The sequence below is a fragment of the Bacillus sp. A015 genome (assembly GCF_053851875.1).
Map to the genome: position 1 here is coordinate 33,365 of NZ_JBSPZB010000021.1, position 17,289 is coordinate 50,653.

General features: G+C 44.0%; 17 protein-coding genes. 13 read left to right on the forward strand and 4 right to left on the reverse strand.

Annotated elements, in window-relative coordinates:
- The first annotated feature begins 39 nt into the window (after positions 1-39).
- From ACSLGF_RS15640 to ACSLGF_RS15655, 4 genes are all read left to right on the forward strand, one after another.
- Entirely contained in the window at positions 40-1,227 is a 1,188-nt protein-coding gene (locus ACSLGF_RS15640) for an MFS transporter (RefSeq protein WP_456007026.1), read from the forward strand.
- A 121-nt stretch (positions 1,228-1,348) separates the two neighbouring features.
- Positions 1,349-1,978: a LysE family translocator gene (locus tag ACSLGF_RS15645; RefSeq protein WP_456007028.1), complete on the forward strand. Its 630-nt coding sequence runs from the start codon at positions 1,349-1,351 to the stop codon at positions 1,976-1,978.
- 111 nt (positions 1,979-2,089) lie between these two features.
- Positions 2,090-2,473, forward strand: coding sequence for a UPF0715 family protein (locus ACSLGF_RS15650; protein WP_456007030.1), 384 nt, complete (start codon positions 2,090-2,092; stop codon positions 2,471-2,473).
- Between the two features lie 221 nt (positions 2,474-2,694).
- Positions 2,695-3,453, forward strand: a complete 759-nt coding sequence (locus ACSLGF_RS15655) for a YqcI/YcgG family protein (RefSeq protein ID WP_456007032.1) — start codon at positions 2,695-2,697, stop codon at positions 3,451-3,453.
- Here ACSLGF_RS15655 and ACSLGF_RS15660 read toward each other — a convergent pair.
- On the reverse strand, positions 3,448-4,797 hold the full coding sequence (locus ACSLGF_RS15660; protein ID WP_456007034.1) for an amino acid permease: 1,350 nt from the start codon (positions 4,795-4,797) through the stop codon (positions 3,448-3,450). The two genes, ACSLGF_RS15655 and ACSLGF_RS15660, sit on opposite strands and share 6 nt — an antisense overlap.
- 79 nt (positions 4,798-4,876) lie before the next feature.
- Between ACSLGF_RS15660 and ACSLGF_RS15665 the strand changes: the two genes are divergently transcribed.
- The 3 genes from ACSLGF_RS15665 to ACSLGF_RS15675 all read left to right on the forward strand — a co-directional run bounded on the left by ACSLGF_RS15665 (position 4,877) and on the right by ACSLGF_RS15675 (position 7,455).
- Positions 4,877-5,473, forward strand: a complete 597-nt coding sequence (locus ACSLGF_RS15665) for a DUF1989 domain-containing protein (RefSeq protein ID WP_456007036.1) — start codon at positions 4,877-4,879, stop codon at positions 5,471-5,473.
- 198 nt (positions 5,474-5,671) lie between these two features.
- Positions 5,672-6,493 carry an ammonia-dependent NAD(+) synthetase gene (gene nadE, locus ACSLGF_RS15670; protein WP_099726120.1) on the forward strand — a complete coding sequence of 274 codons (822 nt, stop codon included), beginning with the start codon at positions 5,672-5,674 and terminating at the stop codon, positions 6,491-6,493.
- 404 nt (positions 6,494-6,897) lie between these two features.
- Entirely contained in the window at positions 6,898-7,455 is a 558-nt protein-coding gene (locus ACSLGF_RS15675; protein WP_456007038.1) for a shikimate kinase, read from the forward strand.
- A 204-nt stretch (positions 7,456-7,659) separates the two neighbouring features.
- Here the strand turns inward: ACSLGF_RS15675 and ACSLGF_RS15680 are convergent, their stop codons facing one another.
- Entirely contained in the window at positions 7,660-8,445 is a 786-nt protein-coding gene (locus ACSLGF_RS15680; protein ID WP_456007082.1) for a carbon-nitrogen family hydrolase, read from the reverse strand.
- A gap of 265 nt (positions 8,446-8,710) precedes the next feature.
- Between ACSLGF_RS15680 and ACSLGF_RS15685 the strand changes: the two genes are divergently transcribed.
- On the forward strand, positions 8,711-9,667 hold the full coding sequence (locus ACSLGF_RS15685) for an acetylxylan esterase (RefSeq protein ID WP_456007040.1): 957 nt from the start codon (positions 8,711-8,713) through the stop codon (positions 9,665-9,667).
- Between the two features lie 236 nt (positions 9,668-9,903).
- On the opposite strand, the gene ACSLGF_RS15690 is transcribed toward ACSLGF_RS15685, so the two are convergent.
- Positions 9,904-10,218: a hypothetical protein gene (locus tag ACSLGF_RS15690; protein ID WP_456007042.1), complete on the reverse strand. Its 315-nt coding sequence runs from the start codon at positions 10,216-10,218 to the stop codon at positions 9,904-9,906.
- A gap of 60 nt (positions 10,219-10,278) precedes the next feature.
- Here ACSLGF_RS15690 and ACSLGF_RS15695 point away from each other — a divergent pair, with 60 nt between their 5' ends.
- The 5 genes from ACSLGF_RS15695 to ACSLGF_RS15715 all read left to right on the forward strand — a co-directional run bounded on the left by ACSLGF_RS15695 (position 10,279) and on the right by ACSLGF_RS15715 (position 16,520).
- Positions 10,279-11,082 (forward strand): nucleotidyltransferase domain-containing protein, encoded by an 804-nt coding sequence (locus ACSLGF_RS15695; protein WP_456007044.1) that lies wholly within the window; start codon positions 10,279-10,281, stop codon positions 11,080-11,082.
- Between the two features lie 161 nt (positions 11,083-11,243).
- Positions 11,244-12,161, forward strand: a complete 918-nt coding sequence (locus ACSLGF_RS15700; protein ID WP_456007046.1) for a proline dehydrogenase family protein — start codon at positions 11,244-11,246, stop codon at positions 12,159-12,161.
- A gap of 23 nt (positions 12,162-12,184) precedes the next feature.
- Positions 12,185-13,732, forward strand: coding sequence for an L-glutamate gamma-semialdehyde dehydrogenase (gene pruA, locus ACSLGF_RS15705; RefSeq protein ID WP_456007048.1), 1,548 nt, complete (start codon positions 12,185-12,187; stop codon positions 13,730-13,732).
- Between the two features lie 126 nt (positions 13,733-13,858).
- A complete protein-coding gene (locus tag ACSLGF_RS15710) occupies positions 13,859-15,091 on the forward strand; it encodes a PucR family transcriptional regulator (RefSeq protein WP_456007050.1) in 1,233 nt (410 codons plus the stop codon).
- Between the two features lie 130 nt (positions 15,092-15,221).
- On the forward strand, positions 15,222-16,520 hold the full coding sequence (locus ACSLGF_RS15715; protein ID WP_456007052.1) for an arsenic transporter: 1,299 nt from the start codon (positions 15,222-15,224) through the stop codon (positions 16,518-16,520).
- An 89-nt stretch (positions 16,521-16,609) separates the two neighbouring features.
- Here ACSLGF_RS15715 and ACSLGF_RS15720 read toward each other — a convergent pair whose 3' ends face one another.
- Complete coding sequence (locus ACSLGF_RS15720; protein ID WP_456007054.1) at positions 16,610-17,287, reverse strand: amino acid ABC transporter permease; 678 nt, start codon at positions 17,285-17,287, stop codon at positions 16,610-16,612.
- Positions 17,288-17,289 lie beyond the last annotated feature (2 nt).

Sequence of the window (17,289 nt, forward strand, 5' to 3'; positions counted from 1 at the left end):
GATTTTATGACTCCGCTCCTTTTTAGAGGAAGTGAAAAGATGAAAAAGGTGTTTTATTTTGGCTGTGTCTTTTATTTTTTTATTGGGACCATTCATGTGTTTTTTGGCAGCTTAACTCCTTATTTGCTGTCCAGTTATGATAAGGGTCCCGGGGAATTATCTTCTTTAATCTTTTTTCAGTTTATTGGTTTTTTGACAGGTGTTCTTTTATCCCCCATTCTTGTGAGAAAAAAAGGCTATGGCGCTGTTCTGACCATGGGTTTGCTGCTGATGATCGGCTCACTTCTCCTTGGGCTTTTGGTGCCGGGCTGGACAACGCTTGTGCTGGCAGGTTTTTTTCTTGGGAGCGGTGCGGGCAGTCTTGAGACAACAGCTGGGGCGTATGTGATTTCAATGGCAAACAGTGCTAAACGAATTAGCATCATGGAAGTCTTTTTTGGATTGGGTGCACTGCTATTCCCTCTTTTGATTCTGCTGACCGTCACAGAACAGACGTGGCATTATGTGTTTTTATTTCAGGTGGGTGCGCTGACATTTTTCCTCATGCTCTGGCTTGTCTTTATGAACAAATTGCCTCATGGGCAGATGGTAGCTCCTTCTCAAGAGATGAAGAAACCGTCTTTGTTTGTTGAACGCAGCAATCGAATGATTGTCGTGCTCATGATATGCTTTGCTTTTTTCTATGCAGGGATTGAAACGAACTTTGCGAACTTTTTGCCGTCTATCATGCTGGAAAAAGGGGGGGACAATTGGGGTCTCTTTGCTGTCTCCACTTTTTGGACGGCGATTGTCATCGGTAGAACCGTGATTGCGAGAAAGGCAGATCAGCTGCATCCGCTGCGTTTTTTAAAGCTCAGTGCGGCTCTCATGATCCTGCTGCTCGTTGTATTTGCACTGACAACCCATATAGCCGTGCAGCTGATTCTCATCTTTTTCATCGGCTTGTGCGCAGCTGGCATGTTTCCAATCGCGCTGACTGCATCTGCATTAATGATTGAAAATGCCATCGACGAGGCAACGAGTTATTTTATTGCTGCCGCGAGTTTGGGCGGAGCCTGCTTGTCCTTCTTGATTGGATTTAGTCTTGAATGGGCAGGAGCGGCAAGTGCCATCTTTGTTTTCGCCTTCTTAGCCGTTCTCCTGTTTGCAGCTGCCATTCAAATGAATCGCTCCAGGAAAAGAGAAACGGCACTTCCGCAGCAGTCGGCGCTGAAAGCAGATCGGTAAGCAGCTTACCCAATGGCTCCTCTTTTTTTGAGTCCGCCTGAAAAGATGACAAGGGACTTGTACTAAAACACAGAAAGTTTGAATAACATGTACAAGTCAGCATCAAAAGGAGGACGTCTATGTGGCGGTGTTTTTTGGTTATATCTTTTTAGGGTTGTCACTTTCAGCGCCTGTTGGGCCAGTCAATGCAGCCCAAATCGACAGAGGGATTAAAAGTGGATTTTGGCACGCGTGGATTTTTGGTGTGGGGGCTATGGCTGCGGATATTGTCTATATGCTCCTCATATATTTTGGTGTCGCCCAGCTTTTGACCGCACCTCTTGTGAAAATCTTTTTGTGGCTGTTTGGCTTTTTCGTTCTGACCTATACCGGCATTGAGAGTCTGCGTAAAGTCAATTTGCAGGAGAGTCCAAAGAAGGACGGAGGAAACACGTCAATCGGTCAGTCGTTCATGACGGGATTTTTCATTTCTCTTTCCAATCCGCTCAGTATTTTATTTTGGCTTGGAATCTATGGCAGTATTTTGGCCAATACGATCGAAAAGTATGGGGCTTCCCAAATGCTGTTGTACAGCATGGCTATTTTTATCGGCTTGCTCATATGGGATTTCAGTATGGCGTTACTTGCCAGTACGTTTAGGCGCTACTTGAATGAGCGTATTTTACATGGCTTATCTGTTCTTGCAGGTCTATCCTTACTTGGCTTCGGTGCCTATTTTGGGTATCAAGGGATTATGGCATTGATTGGGTAGAAATGTTGAAAAACAGACTGACGCAATCAGTTTATTTTTTGTAAGGATTGACAGACATAGAACATTCTTGAATAATGGTGGAATATAAAATTGATTCAAGGAGCTTCTGCCATGCGCATTTTTCTGCCAGTATTCAACTATGCATGTATGCTGATGTTGTCTGTCATTTCAGCGACATTTGTGTATACCATCCTATTCACCCCGCCTGAAATGGGCTTCAGTTATATGGAGATAACCAGTCTTTTGATTTTGATTGCTTATGTGATTTTTGCTGCACCGATACAAATTGTTTTACATCGAAACTCTAAAAAGTTTCGAGGCCGTGATTTGTTGGTTTATTTTATTGGGGTGTGGGTGGTTTGTTCGGCTTTGGCGTTATGGATTGATTATGGATTTGTCGTATTTATTAGCTACAAAGTCTATCTGTTTAGCTTTTACGCCGCTTTCATTTATTGGTTGTTGGATTCCGTCTTTTTGATGAAGAACCGATCATAGGGTTTTACGAGGTCATCTGTTTGTTACTAAAGCGAGAGTGCGCTCTCTATTAAAAGGAGTAGCATGATGGTTACATACACTAGTCAAATCATACATAATTGGACTCAATTGAACCAAAAGTTCCACCTTATGGATGCGCAGGGAAAGTCGTTGAAGGACAGTCACCACAGCCTTTTTTCCTCATAGGCTATGGAGAAGACGCTAAAACGAGGTGGAAGGAAATGGCCCAGCTGTATGCAAAAAGTGGCCTTGAACAAAATCTACGATCGTTAGAAGAATGGAAGCAGGATGCTTTCACGCAATTTGGAGAAATGGTAGGAGATGAGGCAGATACATTCCCTTGTGTACCAGGAAGACAAGGATTTTTCCTCGATCATTTACGTTATGGTTTTGTCGGTGACCCGAGGGGAGAAGAAGCTGTCAATGAGCTTGCAGAGCTGTTAAGGGCTTATCAAAGCTGTTCAAGACAAACCGGTCAATATGCTTCATTCATCTGCTTTTTTGAAACGCCTCAGGATTTGCAAGAACGTTCGATTGAAGAGTTTGAGGAGGGGTTCTGGGAGCTGGTTCAGCGATTACATCAAAAGGATGAAATGAAATGGCCTGAGGAAATTCCAACAGATCCTGAGCATCATGAATGGGAGTTTTGTTTTCACGGGGAGCCTTATTTTATTTTGTGCTCGACACCCGCTCATCGTCTCCGAAAAAGTCGACATTTCCCTTATGTCATGATGGCGTTTCAGCCAAGGTGGGTGTTTGAGAAGATGAATGGTTCGACTACATTTGGGCAAAAAATGAGCAAACTCGTTCGTAAGCGGCTCAAGGCGTATGATCAAGTAGATGTACACCCTGCGTTAAAATGGTACGGCGATCAGAAAAATGTAGAGTGGAAGCAATATTTTCTATCAGATGAAGAGGCGGAGAAACCAGCCTCCGCCCAATGTCCATTTACTGCATTAAAAAACATGATGAAATTATGATGCGGTCTGATCCTGCTTCCACTTTTTCCTCATAATTAGCACCATGATGGCAATCACTCCAATGATCCCAAGGCTGATAAAAAAGCCAGGTCGTCCGCTTGCCTCTGTCAGTGTCCCTGAAACGGCGGCTCCGATTAGAAGCAGCGCAAGAATCATTTCGCACGTTTGCCGAGTGGATGGCTTTGATAGCTTTTTACTTGAGAACAGGATGAACACCCATGTGTACAGAAGGGTAAGACCGGCTGCTGTTGTGAGATGCTCGTAGATGTGTTTGGACAAAAAGAGTGCAAGCAAAATCGAGACAATTAATCCTGCAGCGGTTAAGATGATCGAAGACCATCTGACATGAGATGGGTCTTTTTGTTTAAAACAAGCAGGTGCATCTTGATGCTCTGACATTGTGCCAAGCAGTGTTGTGACCGCATAGAGAGAGGCAACCAATGTAGAAAAACCGGCAATAATGAAAATGCCATTAAAGATATGAAGAAAAATTGATAAATGAAATGGCTCTAATGATGTAATAAATGGACTGCTGTTCTTGTTAAAGGCCGTCACTGGTACAAGCAAGAGAGCAAGTCCGATCGAGACGATATAGATGACCGCTAGAATGATCAGCATGACACGTCCAGACTTTGCAGCATCCTTCGGGTCCTTTAAATGAAACGCCATCAGCCCCATCACTTCAATTCCCCCGAACGCGTAAAACGCATAAATCAACCCATTCCAGAGACCAAGCGGTCCAATCGGCATCCATTCGTGATCTTTGTTTGGCAGATGCAGGGACGGTTTATGATCTGTGAGAATACCGCATAGGACAAGGACAGCGAGGATCATAAACAGCAGGATCGCCCCGGTCTTCAGCACCGCAAGGACGTTTTCCGTCTTTTGAAAAGAAGAAAGCCCAATGATAATCACGAGCAAGGCAAGAGCCGAATAAATCGCAGAAAACACCCAAAGCGGAACGGATGGAAACCAGTGACGGGTAAAAAGAGAAATCGCGGTCAACTGACTTCCTGTAATCAGCATTTCTGCAAACCAATACACCCAGCCATTGCTAAAACCTGCCCAGCGTCCATACGCTTTACGAGCATAAGAACAAAACGACCCTTTATCTGGGTTATCGGCTGTCATCGCAGCCAAATGTTTAAAGACAAGATATGTGCCGACTGCAGCAAGTAAAAATGAAATACAGACGGAATAACCGGACTTTGTAATGGCGATGCTGGAACCAAGGAAGAAGCCAGTGCCAATTGTACAGCCGACTCCGATGAGAGAAAGCTGCCACCAAGATAAAGATTGTTCTTCTTTCAATGCATGTGCAACACCTTTCCGCTTCAATAACATTAGCTTGTGATCCTCTCTTGTTTTTATACATGTTCGGGGAGAGGTTTTGGGCATACTGTCATGGAAAGGAGTGCATGTGATGAACGGAGAATACGTCATTTTACCAAAAGATGGACAAGGCTTTCGTTTAGGAAAAGGCCAATGTATGCGAGTGGTTGATGTCGAAGGTCAGCAAGTAGCAGATGTGATGGCGTATCATGAGAATGATTTTTATGAAAAATTTGATCAAGGCGCAACAATGGACAGCCTGTTCTCCTCCAAAGTGAAAAAGGGCGATAAGCTCTATTCTAATTTATATAAACCGATGTTTACGGTCATTGAAGATACAGTGGAATGTCATGATTTGCACATGCCTGCCTGCCGGCAAGAAATGTATCAGCTCTTATATGGCCGAACGCACTTAGAGGTCATGCATACATGCTACGATAATCTGCGGACAGCCTTTGAGCCGTTCGGTATTCCGAAGGAGCATATGTATTATCCTTTTAATGCTTTTATGAATACAGTCATTGATGAAAAAGGAAAGCTGTCAGTGGAGCTGCCAAAATCGCTGCCCGGTGACTACATTCGCCTCCGTGCGGAAATGGATCTCATTGTGGCCGTGTCCGCATGCCCGGCTGACATTGGCAAATGTAATGGCGCAAGCTGTACATCCATACGGGTGGAAATTGATTGAAAAATGAAAGGCCATTCACAAACGACTTGGTCTCTTTCGCATGTGAATGTTTGATCATTTATGAAAAAGGGGAACGTCTAAAAAAATATCCTTTATCAAAACATGGTATAATTAAATTTCTAAAATCGTTATCAAATCAATTGAATTGAGAGTAAAACCTGTTCTCTTCATGTAGAGGATGCTTAGGAGGAAAAGTGTATGAGTTTGCAGAAAAAGATCAGCCAAGAGTTGCATGTGCAGCCCTCAATTGACCCAAAGCAGGAGATCGAAAAACGGGTTGGATTTCTAAAGGATTACTTGAAAAAGACTGGCGCAAAAGGGTTCGTCCTCGGCATTAGCGGCGGACAGGATTCGACGCTTGCGGGTCGTCTCGCTCAGCTGGCTGCATCTGAGCTGCGTCAAGAAGGAAAGGAAGATGCTGTCTTTATTGCGGTGCGTCTACCGCATGGCGTGCAGCAGGATGAAGACGATGCTCAGCTCGCTCTATCATTTATTCAGCCGGACAAGTCATGGAAATACGATATTGCGCCTGCGGTGGCTGCATTCAGTGATCAGTATCAAAAGGAAACAAACAAGCCGCTGTCTGACTTTAATAAAGGAAATGTCAAAGCACGCATGCGAATGATCGCACAGTATGCCATCGGTGGAGAGGAAGGGTTACTTGTCCTCGGTACAGATCATGCGGCAGAAGCAGTGACTGGCTTCTTTACAAAGTATGGTGATGGCGGTGCGGATGTCCTTCCGCTCACAGGTCTAACCAAACGCCAAGGACGGACTCTGCTAGAAGCTCTTCAAGCACCGGAACGCCTGTACTTAAAGAAACCAACAGCCGACCTGCTGGATGACAAGCCTCAGCAAACGGATGAAACAGAACTCGGTATTACGTACAATGAAATTGATGATTACTTAGAAGGAAAACCAGTTTCCGATCAAGCTGCTGAAGCGATTGAAAAGCGCTATGTTCAATCAGAACATAAACGCCAAGTACCAGCTTCAATGTTTGATGACTGGTGGAAATAAGAAAATGCCGGAACCCTCTCCAGTGAAGGAGAGGGTTCAGCGTGTACACAAACCCTCGCATTCGCCCGCAGGTCTGCGTTTCGGTGCTCACGAATGTCAAATTCGCTCCGCTCCGGTACTCGCCCTTCCTAGACTGCAAAGGTTTTCTATTACGCTGAAAAGAAGACAAAGGGTTAAAATAAAGATCATTTTAGCCCTGTACAAACTTCGTGATGAAAAGATTTACTGAAGAAGTCATTCCTCAGTTGTAGCAAAAAGTGAAGGCACACGCCAAAAGCTCTCCGAACAGCTCGGTTACGTTGTCAAACACAATTTTTAAGAATGCCTATCTTTTCACAGCCCATTTATCATATAATAGAAACATTATGTAGCATTCCTTGTCGTAAGGAGGACGTGTCACGAACATGAAAAACAATAGAGAAATCCCTGTGAGACAGCGAAATATTGTCCTCATTGGCTTTATGGGCGTTGGTAAAACAACCATTGGGCAGCTCGTCGCCAAAAAGTTATATAGAGATTTTATTGATGTCGATCAGGAGATTGAGAAAAAGTACAACATGACGATTCCAGAAATGTTTCAGCAAAAAGGAGAAGCTTTCTTCAGGCAGGCTGAAAAGGATTATATCGTCGATTTATGTGAACATACTCAGCTGAAGATCGTGTCCCTAGGGGGCGGTGCGTTCAAACAGGAAGAAATCAAACGATCCTGCTTGAAGCATTGTACAGTTCTTTTCCTCGATTTATCTTGGGAGAATTGGAAACAGCGGCTGGATATTTTAATTGAAAACCGTCCTGTTCTTCACAACCGGACGATTGACGAGATGAAAGAGCTGTTTGAAGAGCGCCGGGAAATTTATGCCCTTCATAATTCAAGAGTCGAAACAGATCATTTAGAGGCTGAGGAAGTCGCCAATTATATTGTGGACACACTCAAGCTTGGCTGGGATTTATACTCGAAATAAAAACAGCGTGTAGACAAACCCTCGCATTCGGTGTCAGTCCTGCGTTCCGGTGCTCATATCACGCTGAAAAGAAGACAAAGAGCTAAAATAATCTTTATTTTAGCCCTTTGTCAACAATCTGAAAAGTCTACCGTCTAGGGTAGACTTTTTTCTATATAGAAGAGGGCTAAACAAACGTTTAATTAAACACGAAGATTTCGTTTTTTAATATAAGTCTAGACGCTGATCTGTCATGACAGGAATTTGTTGTCTCACTTCATCCACTAGCTGAAGATCAATTTCTGCATAATGAATGTCTTCGTCATGGCTTGTTTCAAGCAGTATACGGCCGAGTGGGTCAATCACCATGGAATGTCCAGGGAATTCAGTGTCCCTGCTTGTGCCCGTCCGGTTGACAGCAATCATAAATGATTGGTTTTCGATGGCTCTTGCGATGAGCAGGCTCCGCCAATGGTCCACTCTTGCTGACGGCCATTGGGCGGTATTGACGAGCACCTTCGCACCTTTGTTCACAAGTGTTCTGGAAAGCTGCGGGAAGCGGAGATCATAGCAGATCATCGCGCCGATCTTCACATCTTCACCATAGTCAAATAAACCAAGCTGATCACCAGCGGTTAAATAGTTGTGCTCATCCATTAAGCGGAATAAATGAATTTTATCATAATCTAATACAAGCTCACCTTGGCGGTTAAACACATACATCGTGTTGGTGATGTCTTCATTTTCTGCATGCTTATTCAATACACTTCCTGCGATGAGATACACTTGGTGCTTGCGGGCAAAGGAAGAGAAGAGCTGTTTCGTGCGTTCTCCGTTTACATCGGCAAGCTGATCTGCCTGTTCTAGCGCATATCCGGTATTCCACATTTCGGGAAAAATGATCAGGTCAGGCTGTTGACGGATCGCTTCTTCTAAAAACGCTTCTGCTTTCTTAAAGTTCACATCAGGTTCTCCAATTTGTACGTCCATTTGGATAAGGGCGATTTTCATGACGGTTCCTCCTTTATTCGTTTGCGTGCAAATGTAAAAATTCATGAATGATCCACCTTCATGAATGAATGTATAGGCTGGTCCTGCCTGAGAGCATCTAGGCTTCAAGCCAGTTTCTTTATCATAAAGGTTTATGTCATCTTTGCCAATAGAAATGTCAGAAGGTTTCGTCTATATTGATAGAAGAGAGTGAAAATGACTGTCTATGTAAGGAAATCAATGATATGATACATATAGCTAATAAAACAAAGGGGAATAGTATGATATGCAATTGTTCGATTTACCACTAGAAGAGTTAAAAGGATATAAACCAAAGAAAACAGCACGTCCTGATTTCTCTGCCTTTTGGAAGACATCGCTTGAAGCATTGCATCAAGTGGAGCCGAAAAAAGCACTTGAACCTTACGACTATCCAGCAAAAGGGGTCAAAGTGTACCGCCTGACGTATCAAAGCTTTGGGCATTCTCGTATTGAAGGCTGGTATGCTGTCCCGGATCAAACAGGTCCGCACCCAGCACTTGTTCAATTTCATGGCTACAATGGCAGCTATGACGGCGGCATTCATGACATCGTCAACTGGGCGCTGCATGGCTATGCGACGTTCGGAATGCTTGTTCGCGGTCAAGGCGGCAGTGAGGATACGGCGGTAACACCAGGCGGGCACGCATTGGGGTGGATGACAAAAGGCATTTTATCAAAGGATACCTACTATTATCGCGGCGTTTATTTAGATGCGGTTCGTGCACTTGAAGTCATTCAGTCCTTCCCAGAAGTTGACCAGCACCGCATCGGCGTGATTGGCGGAAGTCAAGGGGGCGCATTAGCCATTGCAGCTGCAGCACTTTCAAACATTCCGAAGGTCGTTGTGGCTGATTACCCTTATTTATCAAACTTTGAACGTGCAGTCGATGTGGCCTTGGAGCAGCCTTATTTAGAAATCAATTCATACCTTCGAAGAAACAGTGATCCAGAAGCTGAAGAAAAGGTATTTGAGACATTAAGCTACTTTGATTTAATCAATTTAGCCGGTTGGGTGAAACAGCCAACATTGATGGCGATCGGTCTGATTGATAAAGTGACACCGCCATCTACTGTATTTGCGGCATACAACCATTTAGAAACTGAGAAAGAGCTCAAGATTTATCGGTATTTTGGGCACGAGTTCATACCCGCTTTTCAAACAGAGAAGCTGTCCTTTTTACAAAAGCATTTGCTTATATAAAAAAGAAAGAGGCCGCTCAGAGTGAGGGCCTCTCAGCGTGTAGACAAACCCTCGCATTCGTTGTCAGTCCTGCGCGCTGGTGCTCACGAATGTCAAATTCGCTCCGCTCCAGTACTCGTCCTTCCTAGAATTCAAAGGTTTTCTATCATGCTGAAAAGACAAAGGGCTAAAATAAAGATCATTTTAGCCCTTTGTCAACAATCTGAAAGAGGCCGCTCAGAGTGAGGGCCTCTTTTTCAATAACTCGAGTTCTGTCTTGTTTTTTCATCAGTCATTAAAGCAGTGATGATGAGGACAAGAGCAGTGATGATATGCAGGATGAATCCGAGAATCGGAATCCAGGCCAGGCAGGATGTGACAATTCCGATGATACTTCCAATCATTGGTCCTTGGTCTCGCTTCGATAAGACGAGTGTGATAATATGCAGAATAAGCATGACCATGAGCGGTGTATAGCCATTGCTGATGACAAATAGTCCTCCAATCACAGGGATGGCAAGGCAGGCTTCAAAAATTCCAGTGATCCATTTCATGATGCGAGATATAGACATCAGATCCAACTCCTTTTTCATATATGTCTTATTCGTATTTTCCCAAAACGTGAAGAAGTCATGCAGAATTCTAAAGAAAGAGTTGATGGACGCTTGAGAGAGAGAATCAAGGAAGAGCTGAAAATCATCGAAGAAACGTATGACGTCAAGATTTGTCTTGCCGTCGAATCAGGCAGCAGGGCATGGGGATTCCCCTCGACTGACAGTGATTATGATGTTCGTTTTTTATACGTTCCTCGGAAGGAATGGTACTGGTCGATTGAAGAACATCGTGATGTCATTGAGCTGCCCATTGATGACGAGCTTGATATGAGCGGCTGGGAGCTTAGAAAGGCGCTGCGCTTATTCAATAAATCAAATCCATCCATTATGGAATGGCTGTCTTCTGATATTATCTATGCTGAATCTTTCTCTTTGGCAAAGCAGCTAAGAGAATTAAAGGATCGAGCGTTTTATCCAGCAGCATTGATGTATCACTATCTCAATATGGCCAAGCGGAATGAAAGTCAATATTTACGAGGAGAGCAGGTGCGAATCAAGAAGTACTTTTATGTGCTTCGTCCTCTGCTTGCCTGTCAGTGGATTGAACGCTACCGGACGGTTCCTCCTATAGATTTTCATGAACTTCTAGAGGAACTGGTGGAGGATGGACCGCTTTTAGCTGAAATTCATGAGCTGCTCAAACGCAAAATGGATGGAGAAGAAATGGATTTAGAGAACCGCCTCGCCTATGTCCATCCATTTATCGACAAAGAGCTGGCTCGCTTTCATGAATTGGTGAAAAGCTACAATCAGCCGAAAGACAATCTAACTGAAGAATTAAATGAGCTACTGCACTCTACCCTTGATGAGGTGTGGGCGTAAGCGAGGAAGAGCCAGCCGGTTAGCGGCAGGCTCTTTTTTATCTCTTATTGTGATAAAACCACAAAAAAAGTCAGAATTTTTGTCATCTTCAAATATTGTAGCGGACAGCTCATGAGCCTTACAATAAAGACATAGCTTACAAAGAGTGGGAGGTGCCCTTTATGGAGTCGGTCACAAGAAATTTCTTCTTGTTTTTGTCAAAGAGCAGTCTCTTGAACCATATTGCTCGTAATTGGGGAAGTGCTGTTGCATCAAAGAAGATCATCGGGGGGAAGAATTTTGAGAGCGCTATCCCTGTGATCAAACGATTTAATAATCAAGGTATGGCCGTAACAGTCGATCACCTTGGTGAGTTTGTCACAAAGGCAGAGATTGCAAATGAGCGGACGAATGAGTGTATTCAAACCATTCAGCGAATTGCAGAGGCGAAACTCAATTCCCACGTGTCACTCAAAATGACATCACTTGGACTAGATATTGACGATGACCTTGTGTATCGCAATATGAAAAGCATTTTAGATGTGGCAGAGAAGCATCGTATCATGGTGACAATTGATATGGAGGATGAACAGCGCTGTCAAAAAACGCTGGACATTTTTAAAGAGATGAAATCTCAATATGAGTATGTCAGTACGGTTCTTCAGGCGTATTTGTACAGAACAGAAAAGGATCTTGATGACCTAAATGAGTTACAGCCATTTTTAAGACTAGTAAAGGGTGCCTATAAGGAGTCCGCCGAAGTGGCGTATCCAATCAAAAAAGATGTCGATCAGAATTATAAGAAGCTGATCGAAAAGCAATTACTGACAGGGAACTATACAGCCATTGCGACTCATGACGATCAAATGATCGAGTTCACGAAAAATATTGTGAAAAAACACAATATACAGACAAGTCAGTTCGAATTTCAAATGCTGTATGGCATGAGATCAGAAACCCAGCAAGCGCTTGTGAAAGAAGGCTATCAAATGAGGATCTATACCCCGTATGGACGGGAGTGGTATGGCTACTACATGAGACGTCTTGCAGAACGGCCGGCAAACATTGCATTTGCTTTAAAAGGGATGACGAGAAAGTAATTTGAAACGGGAGCGTGACAAAGATGACAACACCTTACAAACATGAACCATTCACGGATTTTAGCCAGGAAGAAAACCGCCAAGCGTTGGAACAAGCATTAGCAAAAGTAACTGAATCTCTTGGTCAAACCTATCCGCTAGTGATTAACGGAGAAAGAATCGAAACAAAAGACCAGATTGTATCGATCAATCCGGCGAAAAAGGATGAAGTCGTTGGAACTGTGTCAAAGGCGGGGAAGGAAGAGGCGGAACAAGCGGTTCAAGCTGCGGCAAAAGCATTTGAAACATGGCGCTATACCTCTCCAGAAGAAAGAGCAGGCGTATTATTCCGTGCTGCGGCAAGTATTCGCCGTAAAAAGCATGAGTATTCAGCACTTCTTGTAAAAGAAGCAGGGAAGCCTTGGAATGAAGCAGATGCAGATACAGCAGAAGCGATCGACTTCCTAGAGTATTATGCCCGCCAAATGCTGGAGCTGGCGAAAGGGAAACCAGTGAACAGCCGCGAGGGCGAACGAAATCAATACGTGTACACACCAACTGGCGTGACGCTCGTCATTCCGCCGTGGAACTTCTTGTTTGCGATCATGGCAGGAACAACTGTAGCTCCAATCGTAACGGGGAATACAGTCGTCTTAAAACCAGCAAGTGCTACTCCTGTCATCGCTGCCCGCTTTGTGGAAGAGCTTGAGCAAGCAGGTCTTCCAAAGGGTGTTGTCAACTTTGTACCAGGAAGCGGAGCAGAGGTGGGAGATTACTTAGTGGATCATCCGAAAACAAGCCTCATTACATTCACTGGTTCAAGAGAGGTAGGGACACGTATCTTTGAACGTGCGGCAAAAGTGCAGCCAGGTCAGCAGCATTTAAAACGTGTCATTGCTGAAATGGGCGGTAAGGATACAGTTGTTGTAGATGAGGATGCAGATGTTGAACTAGCAGCTAACGCCATTTTTACATCAGCCTTCGGTTTTTCAGGACAGAAATGTTCGGCTGGATCTCGCGCTGTCGTCCACGAGAAGCTGTATGATCAAGTGATCGAGCGAGTGAAGGAAATCACAGAAACGAAAACAACAGCCAATCCTCTATCAGCTGATGTCTACATGGGACCTGTCATTGATCAGGCTTCCTTTGACAAGATCACGGACTATATCGAGGTTGGCAAGCAGGAAGGCCGCCTAGTCACTGGCGGAACGAGTGACGATTCGGAAGGATACTTTATCCATCCAACCATTTTTGCAGATCTTGAGCCAACATCCCGCTTGATGCAAGAAGAAATCTTTGGACCTATATTGGCCTTCTCAAAAGTCTCAAACTTTGATGAAGCACTTGAAGTAGCCAACAATACAGAATACGGTTTGACTGGTGCTGTCATTACAAATAATCGTGATCACATCAACCGTGCTAAGCAGGAGTTTCACGTGGGGAACCTCTACTTTAACCGTAACTGTACAGGAGCAATCGTGGGATACCACCCATTTGGCGGCTTCAAAATGTCAGGGACAGATTCAAAAGCAGGCGGTCCAGATTACCTAGCGCTACACATGCAGGCGAAAACGATTAGTGAAATGTTTTAATTTGGAAAAGCATGAACCTGTGCAGGCGGGTTCATGCTTTTTTTTGCTTGTCTGCGACTTGTTTCTATACAAATCTGACTGGAAAGCAGTATGATAAATGTATCACTTAATCAGGGAGCAATCGGGATGGAAGAGATATTAGAAAAGCTTCATACATTTTTTGATGTCGATAAATTAATTGCATTTATTAGCGGTTATTTAAAAAAACCAATCATTTTAGAAAGCACAGAATGTCAGCTGCTTGCTTATAATTCTTACAGCATTCAGCAGTTCGACCCAGTCAACCAGCAAACGATTTTCTCAAAGGAATGCCCGAGGTCTGTGGTCGATTGGTTAAAAAAAACAGGGGTGATCGAGCGGCTTCTCGCAGATTCAAATCCTTTTTATGTGAGTGGTCACGAGGAGCTCGGTTTTAATCGGCGGGTGGCTGTGAGCGCAAAGCATAAACAAGAGGTTGTGGGCTTTATTTGGGTGCAGGACATTGAGGATTCCCTCTCTCAGGAGGAGCTGCAATTTTTGCACGAAGCTTCCTTTCAGGTTGGAAAAGTTATTTATAAAAATAAGAAACAGCTGGAGAAAAAGGAAGGCAAAATTGAGGAATTTTTCAAAAAGGTCATGGATGATCATTTTTATACAGAAGAAGAGCTGAAATGGGAGGCTGAGAACTTAAGCATTCCGCTTCCGGCTGTATTTACCGTCATGGTTGTACACGCTGCCGATAACAAAAGTGAGACGGCAGAAGATGTGAAGGATGTCATTAGAACGTATTTGCAGCTAGAAGATAAGGTCAATCACGTCTATTCCGTGCAAGCAGACATCGTCGTCATATTAGGCAGTCTGTCAGACCGGCACTCACCGAAAGCGACCGCCGCTGATGTCATCGCTCATCTGCAATCGAAAACGCATTCACATCCATCCCCTTTGTATATTGGGATGGGAAGAGAATATCGCGATGTGATGAAAATGAGTACAAGTCGATTTGAAGCGATAGAGGTAGTGAAGGCTGTGAAAATTGTCGGGGGACAGGAACTGATTCCCTATGATTACGAGAATCTGGGGGTCTTCCGTTTCTTAGACTCGATTTACAGCCACCAAAAGAAGAAAAACGACTTCAATCCAGATTTGTTACGTTTGAAGGAAAAAGACCGCGATAGCCAAACCTCTTTTTTAAAAACCCTTGAGGTCTACTTATTGAATAATTGCAAGCTAAAGCCAGCTGCGGAGCAGTTGTTTATTCATCAAAATACATTAAACTATCGAATGAAACAAATCTTTGATATGACCTCGATTGATTTGAGTCATTTTAGTCAGCGATGTGAGTTATTTATTGAATTGATGCTGATGAAAAAAGATCAATAATCATGGAATCCGCAGGTGCTCAGGATCACCTGCGAATTTTCATGCGAGTGGCGAAAATGGCATACAACTGCTGCGTTTCGTTGTATGATAGATAAAGATTTTATGAGAAAAGTGAAAGGGGGGCCACCCTTTGGGATCAGTCACCTTGGCCATTTTGATTTTCATCATGACCCTCGTCCTTGTCATTTGGCAACCAGGACGTTTAACCATTGGATGGTCAGCATGTGGCGGAGCCATTCTTGCTCTTGCCTTTGGTGTCGTTCATCTGAGCGATGTGTGGGAAGTCACGCAAATTGTATGGAACGCCACCTTTGCATTTATTGGCATTATTATCATTTCGTTAATTTTAGATGAGATCGGTTTTTTTGAATGGGCTGCACTGCATATGGCAAAAGCCGCAAGAGGGAACGGTGTCCGCATGTTTATTTATTTAACATTGCTCGGCGCTGTGGTGGCAGCTTTCTTTGCCAACGATGGAGCGGCACTGATTTTAACCCCTATTGTCTTATCTGTGGTGAGAGCGTTGAAGCTGGATGAGCGCATGATCCTGCCCTTTGTGATGGCAAGCGGCTTTATTGCAGATACCACCTCCTTGCCATTTGTCATTAGCAACCTCGTCAATATCGTATCTGCCGATTATTTTCATATTGGCTTTCTCGAATATACAGCGAACATGTTCGTGCCAAACCTCGTGTCGCTTGGAGCGAGCATGCTTGTGCTTTATGTGTTTTACAGAAAGTTCATCCCAAAAACATACGATCTGTCACAGGCGAAGGAGCCAGCGTCAGCCATTCGTGATATGCGCATGTTCCGCTTGTCTTGGTATGTGTTAGGATTCTTGCTAGTTGGTTATTTCGCAGGGGAATTGATTGGCATTCCCGTGTCAATCATTGTAGGAGGCATTGCCCTTGCTTTCTTGTGGCTGGCGAAAAGGAGTCCGCAAGTGGCGACAAAACGAGTGATCAAAGAAGCACCGTGGTCCATTGTGTTTTTCTCTATCGGCATGTATGTCGTCGTCTATGGACTGAAAAATGTCGGTCTTACAGAGATATTGGCCGCTTGGATTGAACAAGGAGCATCGCATGGTTTGCTTGCAGGAACGATGTTTATGGGCGTGCTTGCCGCAGTGCTATCCTCTGTGATGAACAACCTTCCAACCGTTTTAATTGATGCGATTGCCATTGGTCACACAGATACAGCAGGCGTCATGAGAGACGGACTGATTTATGCCAATGTCATCGGCTCAAACCTTGGTCCAAAAATGACCCCAATCGGCTCATTGGCGACATTGCTGTGGCTACATGTCTTGCAGAAAAAAGGTGTCCATATCTCTTGGGGCGCATATATGAAAGCTGGAATCATTCTGACCATCCCAACATTGATCCTCACTTTATTGGGGCTATATGTGTGGTTATGGCTGATACATTAAAGAGCAGGTGCTCTCAGTGTCAGGTCTCGTCTTTTCTTCATCTACGCTGAATATAAAAAAGAGCAGATCGATTGGATCTGCTCTTTTTGTTACAGATATTTTGCATAGCGTTTTTCCAAATAGTCTTGCAGCAATGAGACCACACTGCAAATGCCCCAGTAAATCAATGCGACCAAAATATACATGGTCATATAATCGAATTCTCGTCCGCCAACAATTTTTGCTTGCTGGAAGAGCTCTGGTACAGTAATCATCGCTGCCAGTGAGGAGGCTTTGATTAAGTCGAGCATGACATTGGTCAATGGCGGCAGTGCAATGCGAACGGATTGAGGCAATATGACACCACGCATGGTTTGCCAATAGCTGAGACCTAATGATTTAGCGGCTTCCACCTGACCACTTGGAACAGAGGAGAGGGCCGCTCGGTTGATTTCTGCAATATAGGCAGCACTATTGAAGGTGAACCCAATAATGGCAGCAGTTACAGCTGTAAACTCAATGCCGATATAAGGGAATCCGAAATAAAGAATAAACAAAATCACCAGAATGGGAACGCCTCGCATAAATGAAATATACAGCCGTGCAGGCAGCCGAAGAATCCACGTATTCGCCATTCTGGCAAGGGCAATAAAAAAGCCAAGAATCGTGCCAAAAAACATGCTCACAAAGGATATGAGCAGCGTCAGCCAGATGCCTTTCATAACAAACGGAAACGACGCCTTTGCCAGTGCAGGATTAAATATATATTCTAAATGAATATCTCCCACGA

Bases quoted from the DNA above. Each gene is read 5' to 3' on its own strand.
- ACSLGF_RS15640 (WP_456007026.1), top strand. From the start codon at position 40: ATGAAAAAGGTGTTTTATTTTGGCTGTGTCTTTTATTTTTTTATTGGG.
- ACSLGF_RS15650 (WP_456007030.1), top strand. From the start codon at position 2,090: ATGCGCATTTTTCTGCCAGTATTCAACTATGCATGTATGCTGATGTTG.
- ACSLGF_RS15655 (WP_456007032.1), top strand. From the start codon at position 2,695: ATGGCCCAGCTGTATGCAAAAAGTGGCCTTGAACAAAATCTACGATCG.
- ACSLGF_RS15660 (WP_456007034.1), bottom strand. From the start codon at position 4,797: ATGTTATTGAAGCGGAAAGGTGTTGCACATGCATTGAAAGAAGAACAA.
- ACSLGF_RS15665 (WP_456007036.1), top strand. From the start codon at position 4,877: ATGAACGGAGAATACGTCATTTTACCAAAAGATGGACAAGGCTTTCGT.
- nadE (WP_099726120.1), top strand. From the start codon at position 5,672: ATGAGTTTGCAGAAAAAGATCAGCCAAGAGTTGCATGTGCAGCCCTCA.
- ACSLGF_RS15675 (WP_456007038.1), top strand. From the start codon at position 6,898: ATGAAAAACAATAGAGAAATCCCTGTGAGACAGCGAAATATTGTCCTC.
- ACSLGF_RS15680 (WP_456007082.1), bottom strand. From the start codon at position 8,445: ATGAAAATCGCCCTTATCCAAATGGACGTACAAATTGGAGAACCTGAT.
- ACSLGF_RS15685 (WP_456007040.1), top strand. From the start codon at position 8,711: ATGCAATTGTTCGATTTACCACTAGAAGAGTTAAAAGGATATAAACCA.
- ACSLGF_RS15690 (WP_456007042.1), bottom strand. From the start codon at position 10,218: ATGTCTATATCTCGCATCATGAAATGGATCACTGGAATTTTTGAAGCC.
- ACSLGF_RS15695 (WP_456007044.1), top strand. From the start codon at position 10,279: ATGCAGAATTCTAAAGAAAGAGTTGATGGACGCTTGAGAGAGAGAATC.
- ACSLGF_RS15700 (WP_456007046.1), top strand. From the start codon at position 11,244: ATGGAGTCGGTCACAAGAAATTTCTTCTTGTTTTTGTCAAAGAGCAGT.
- pruA (WP_456007048.1), top strand. From the start codon at position 12,185: ATGACAACACCTTACAAACATGAACCATTCACGGATTTTAGCCAGGAA.
- ACSLGF_RS15710 (WP_456007050.1), top strand. From the start codon at position 13,859: ATGGAAGAGATATTAGAAAAGCTTCATACATTTTTTGATGTCGATAAA.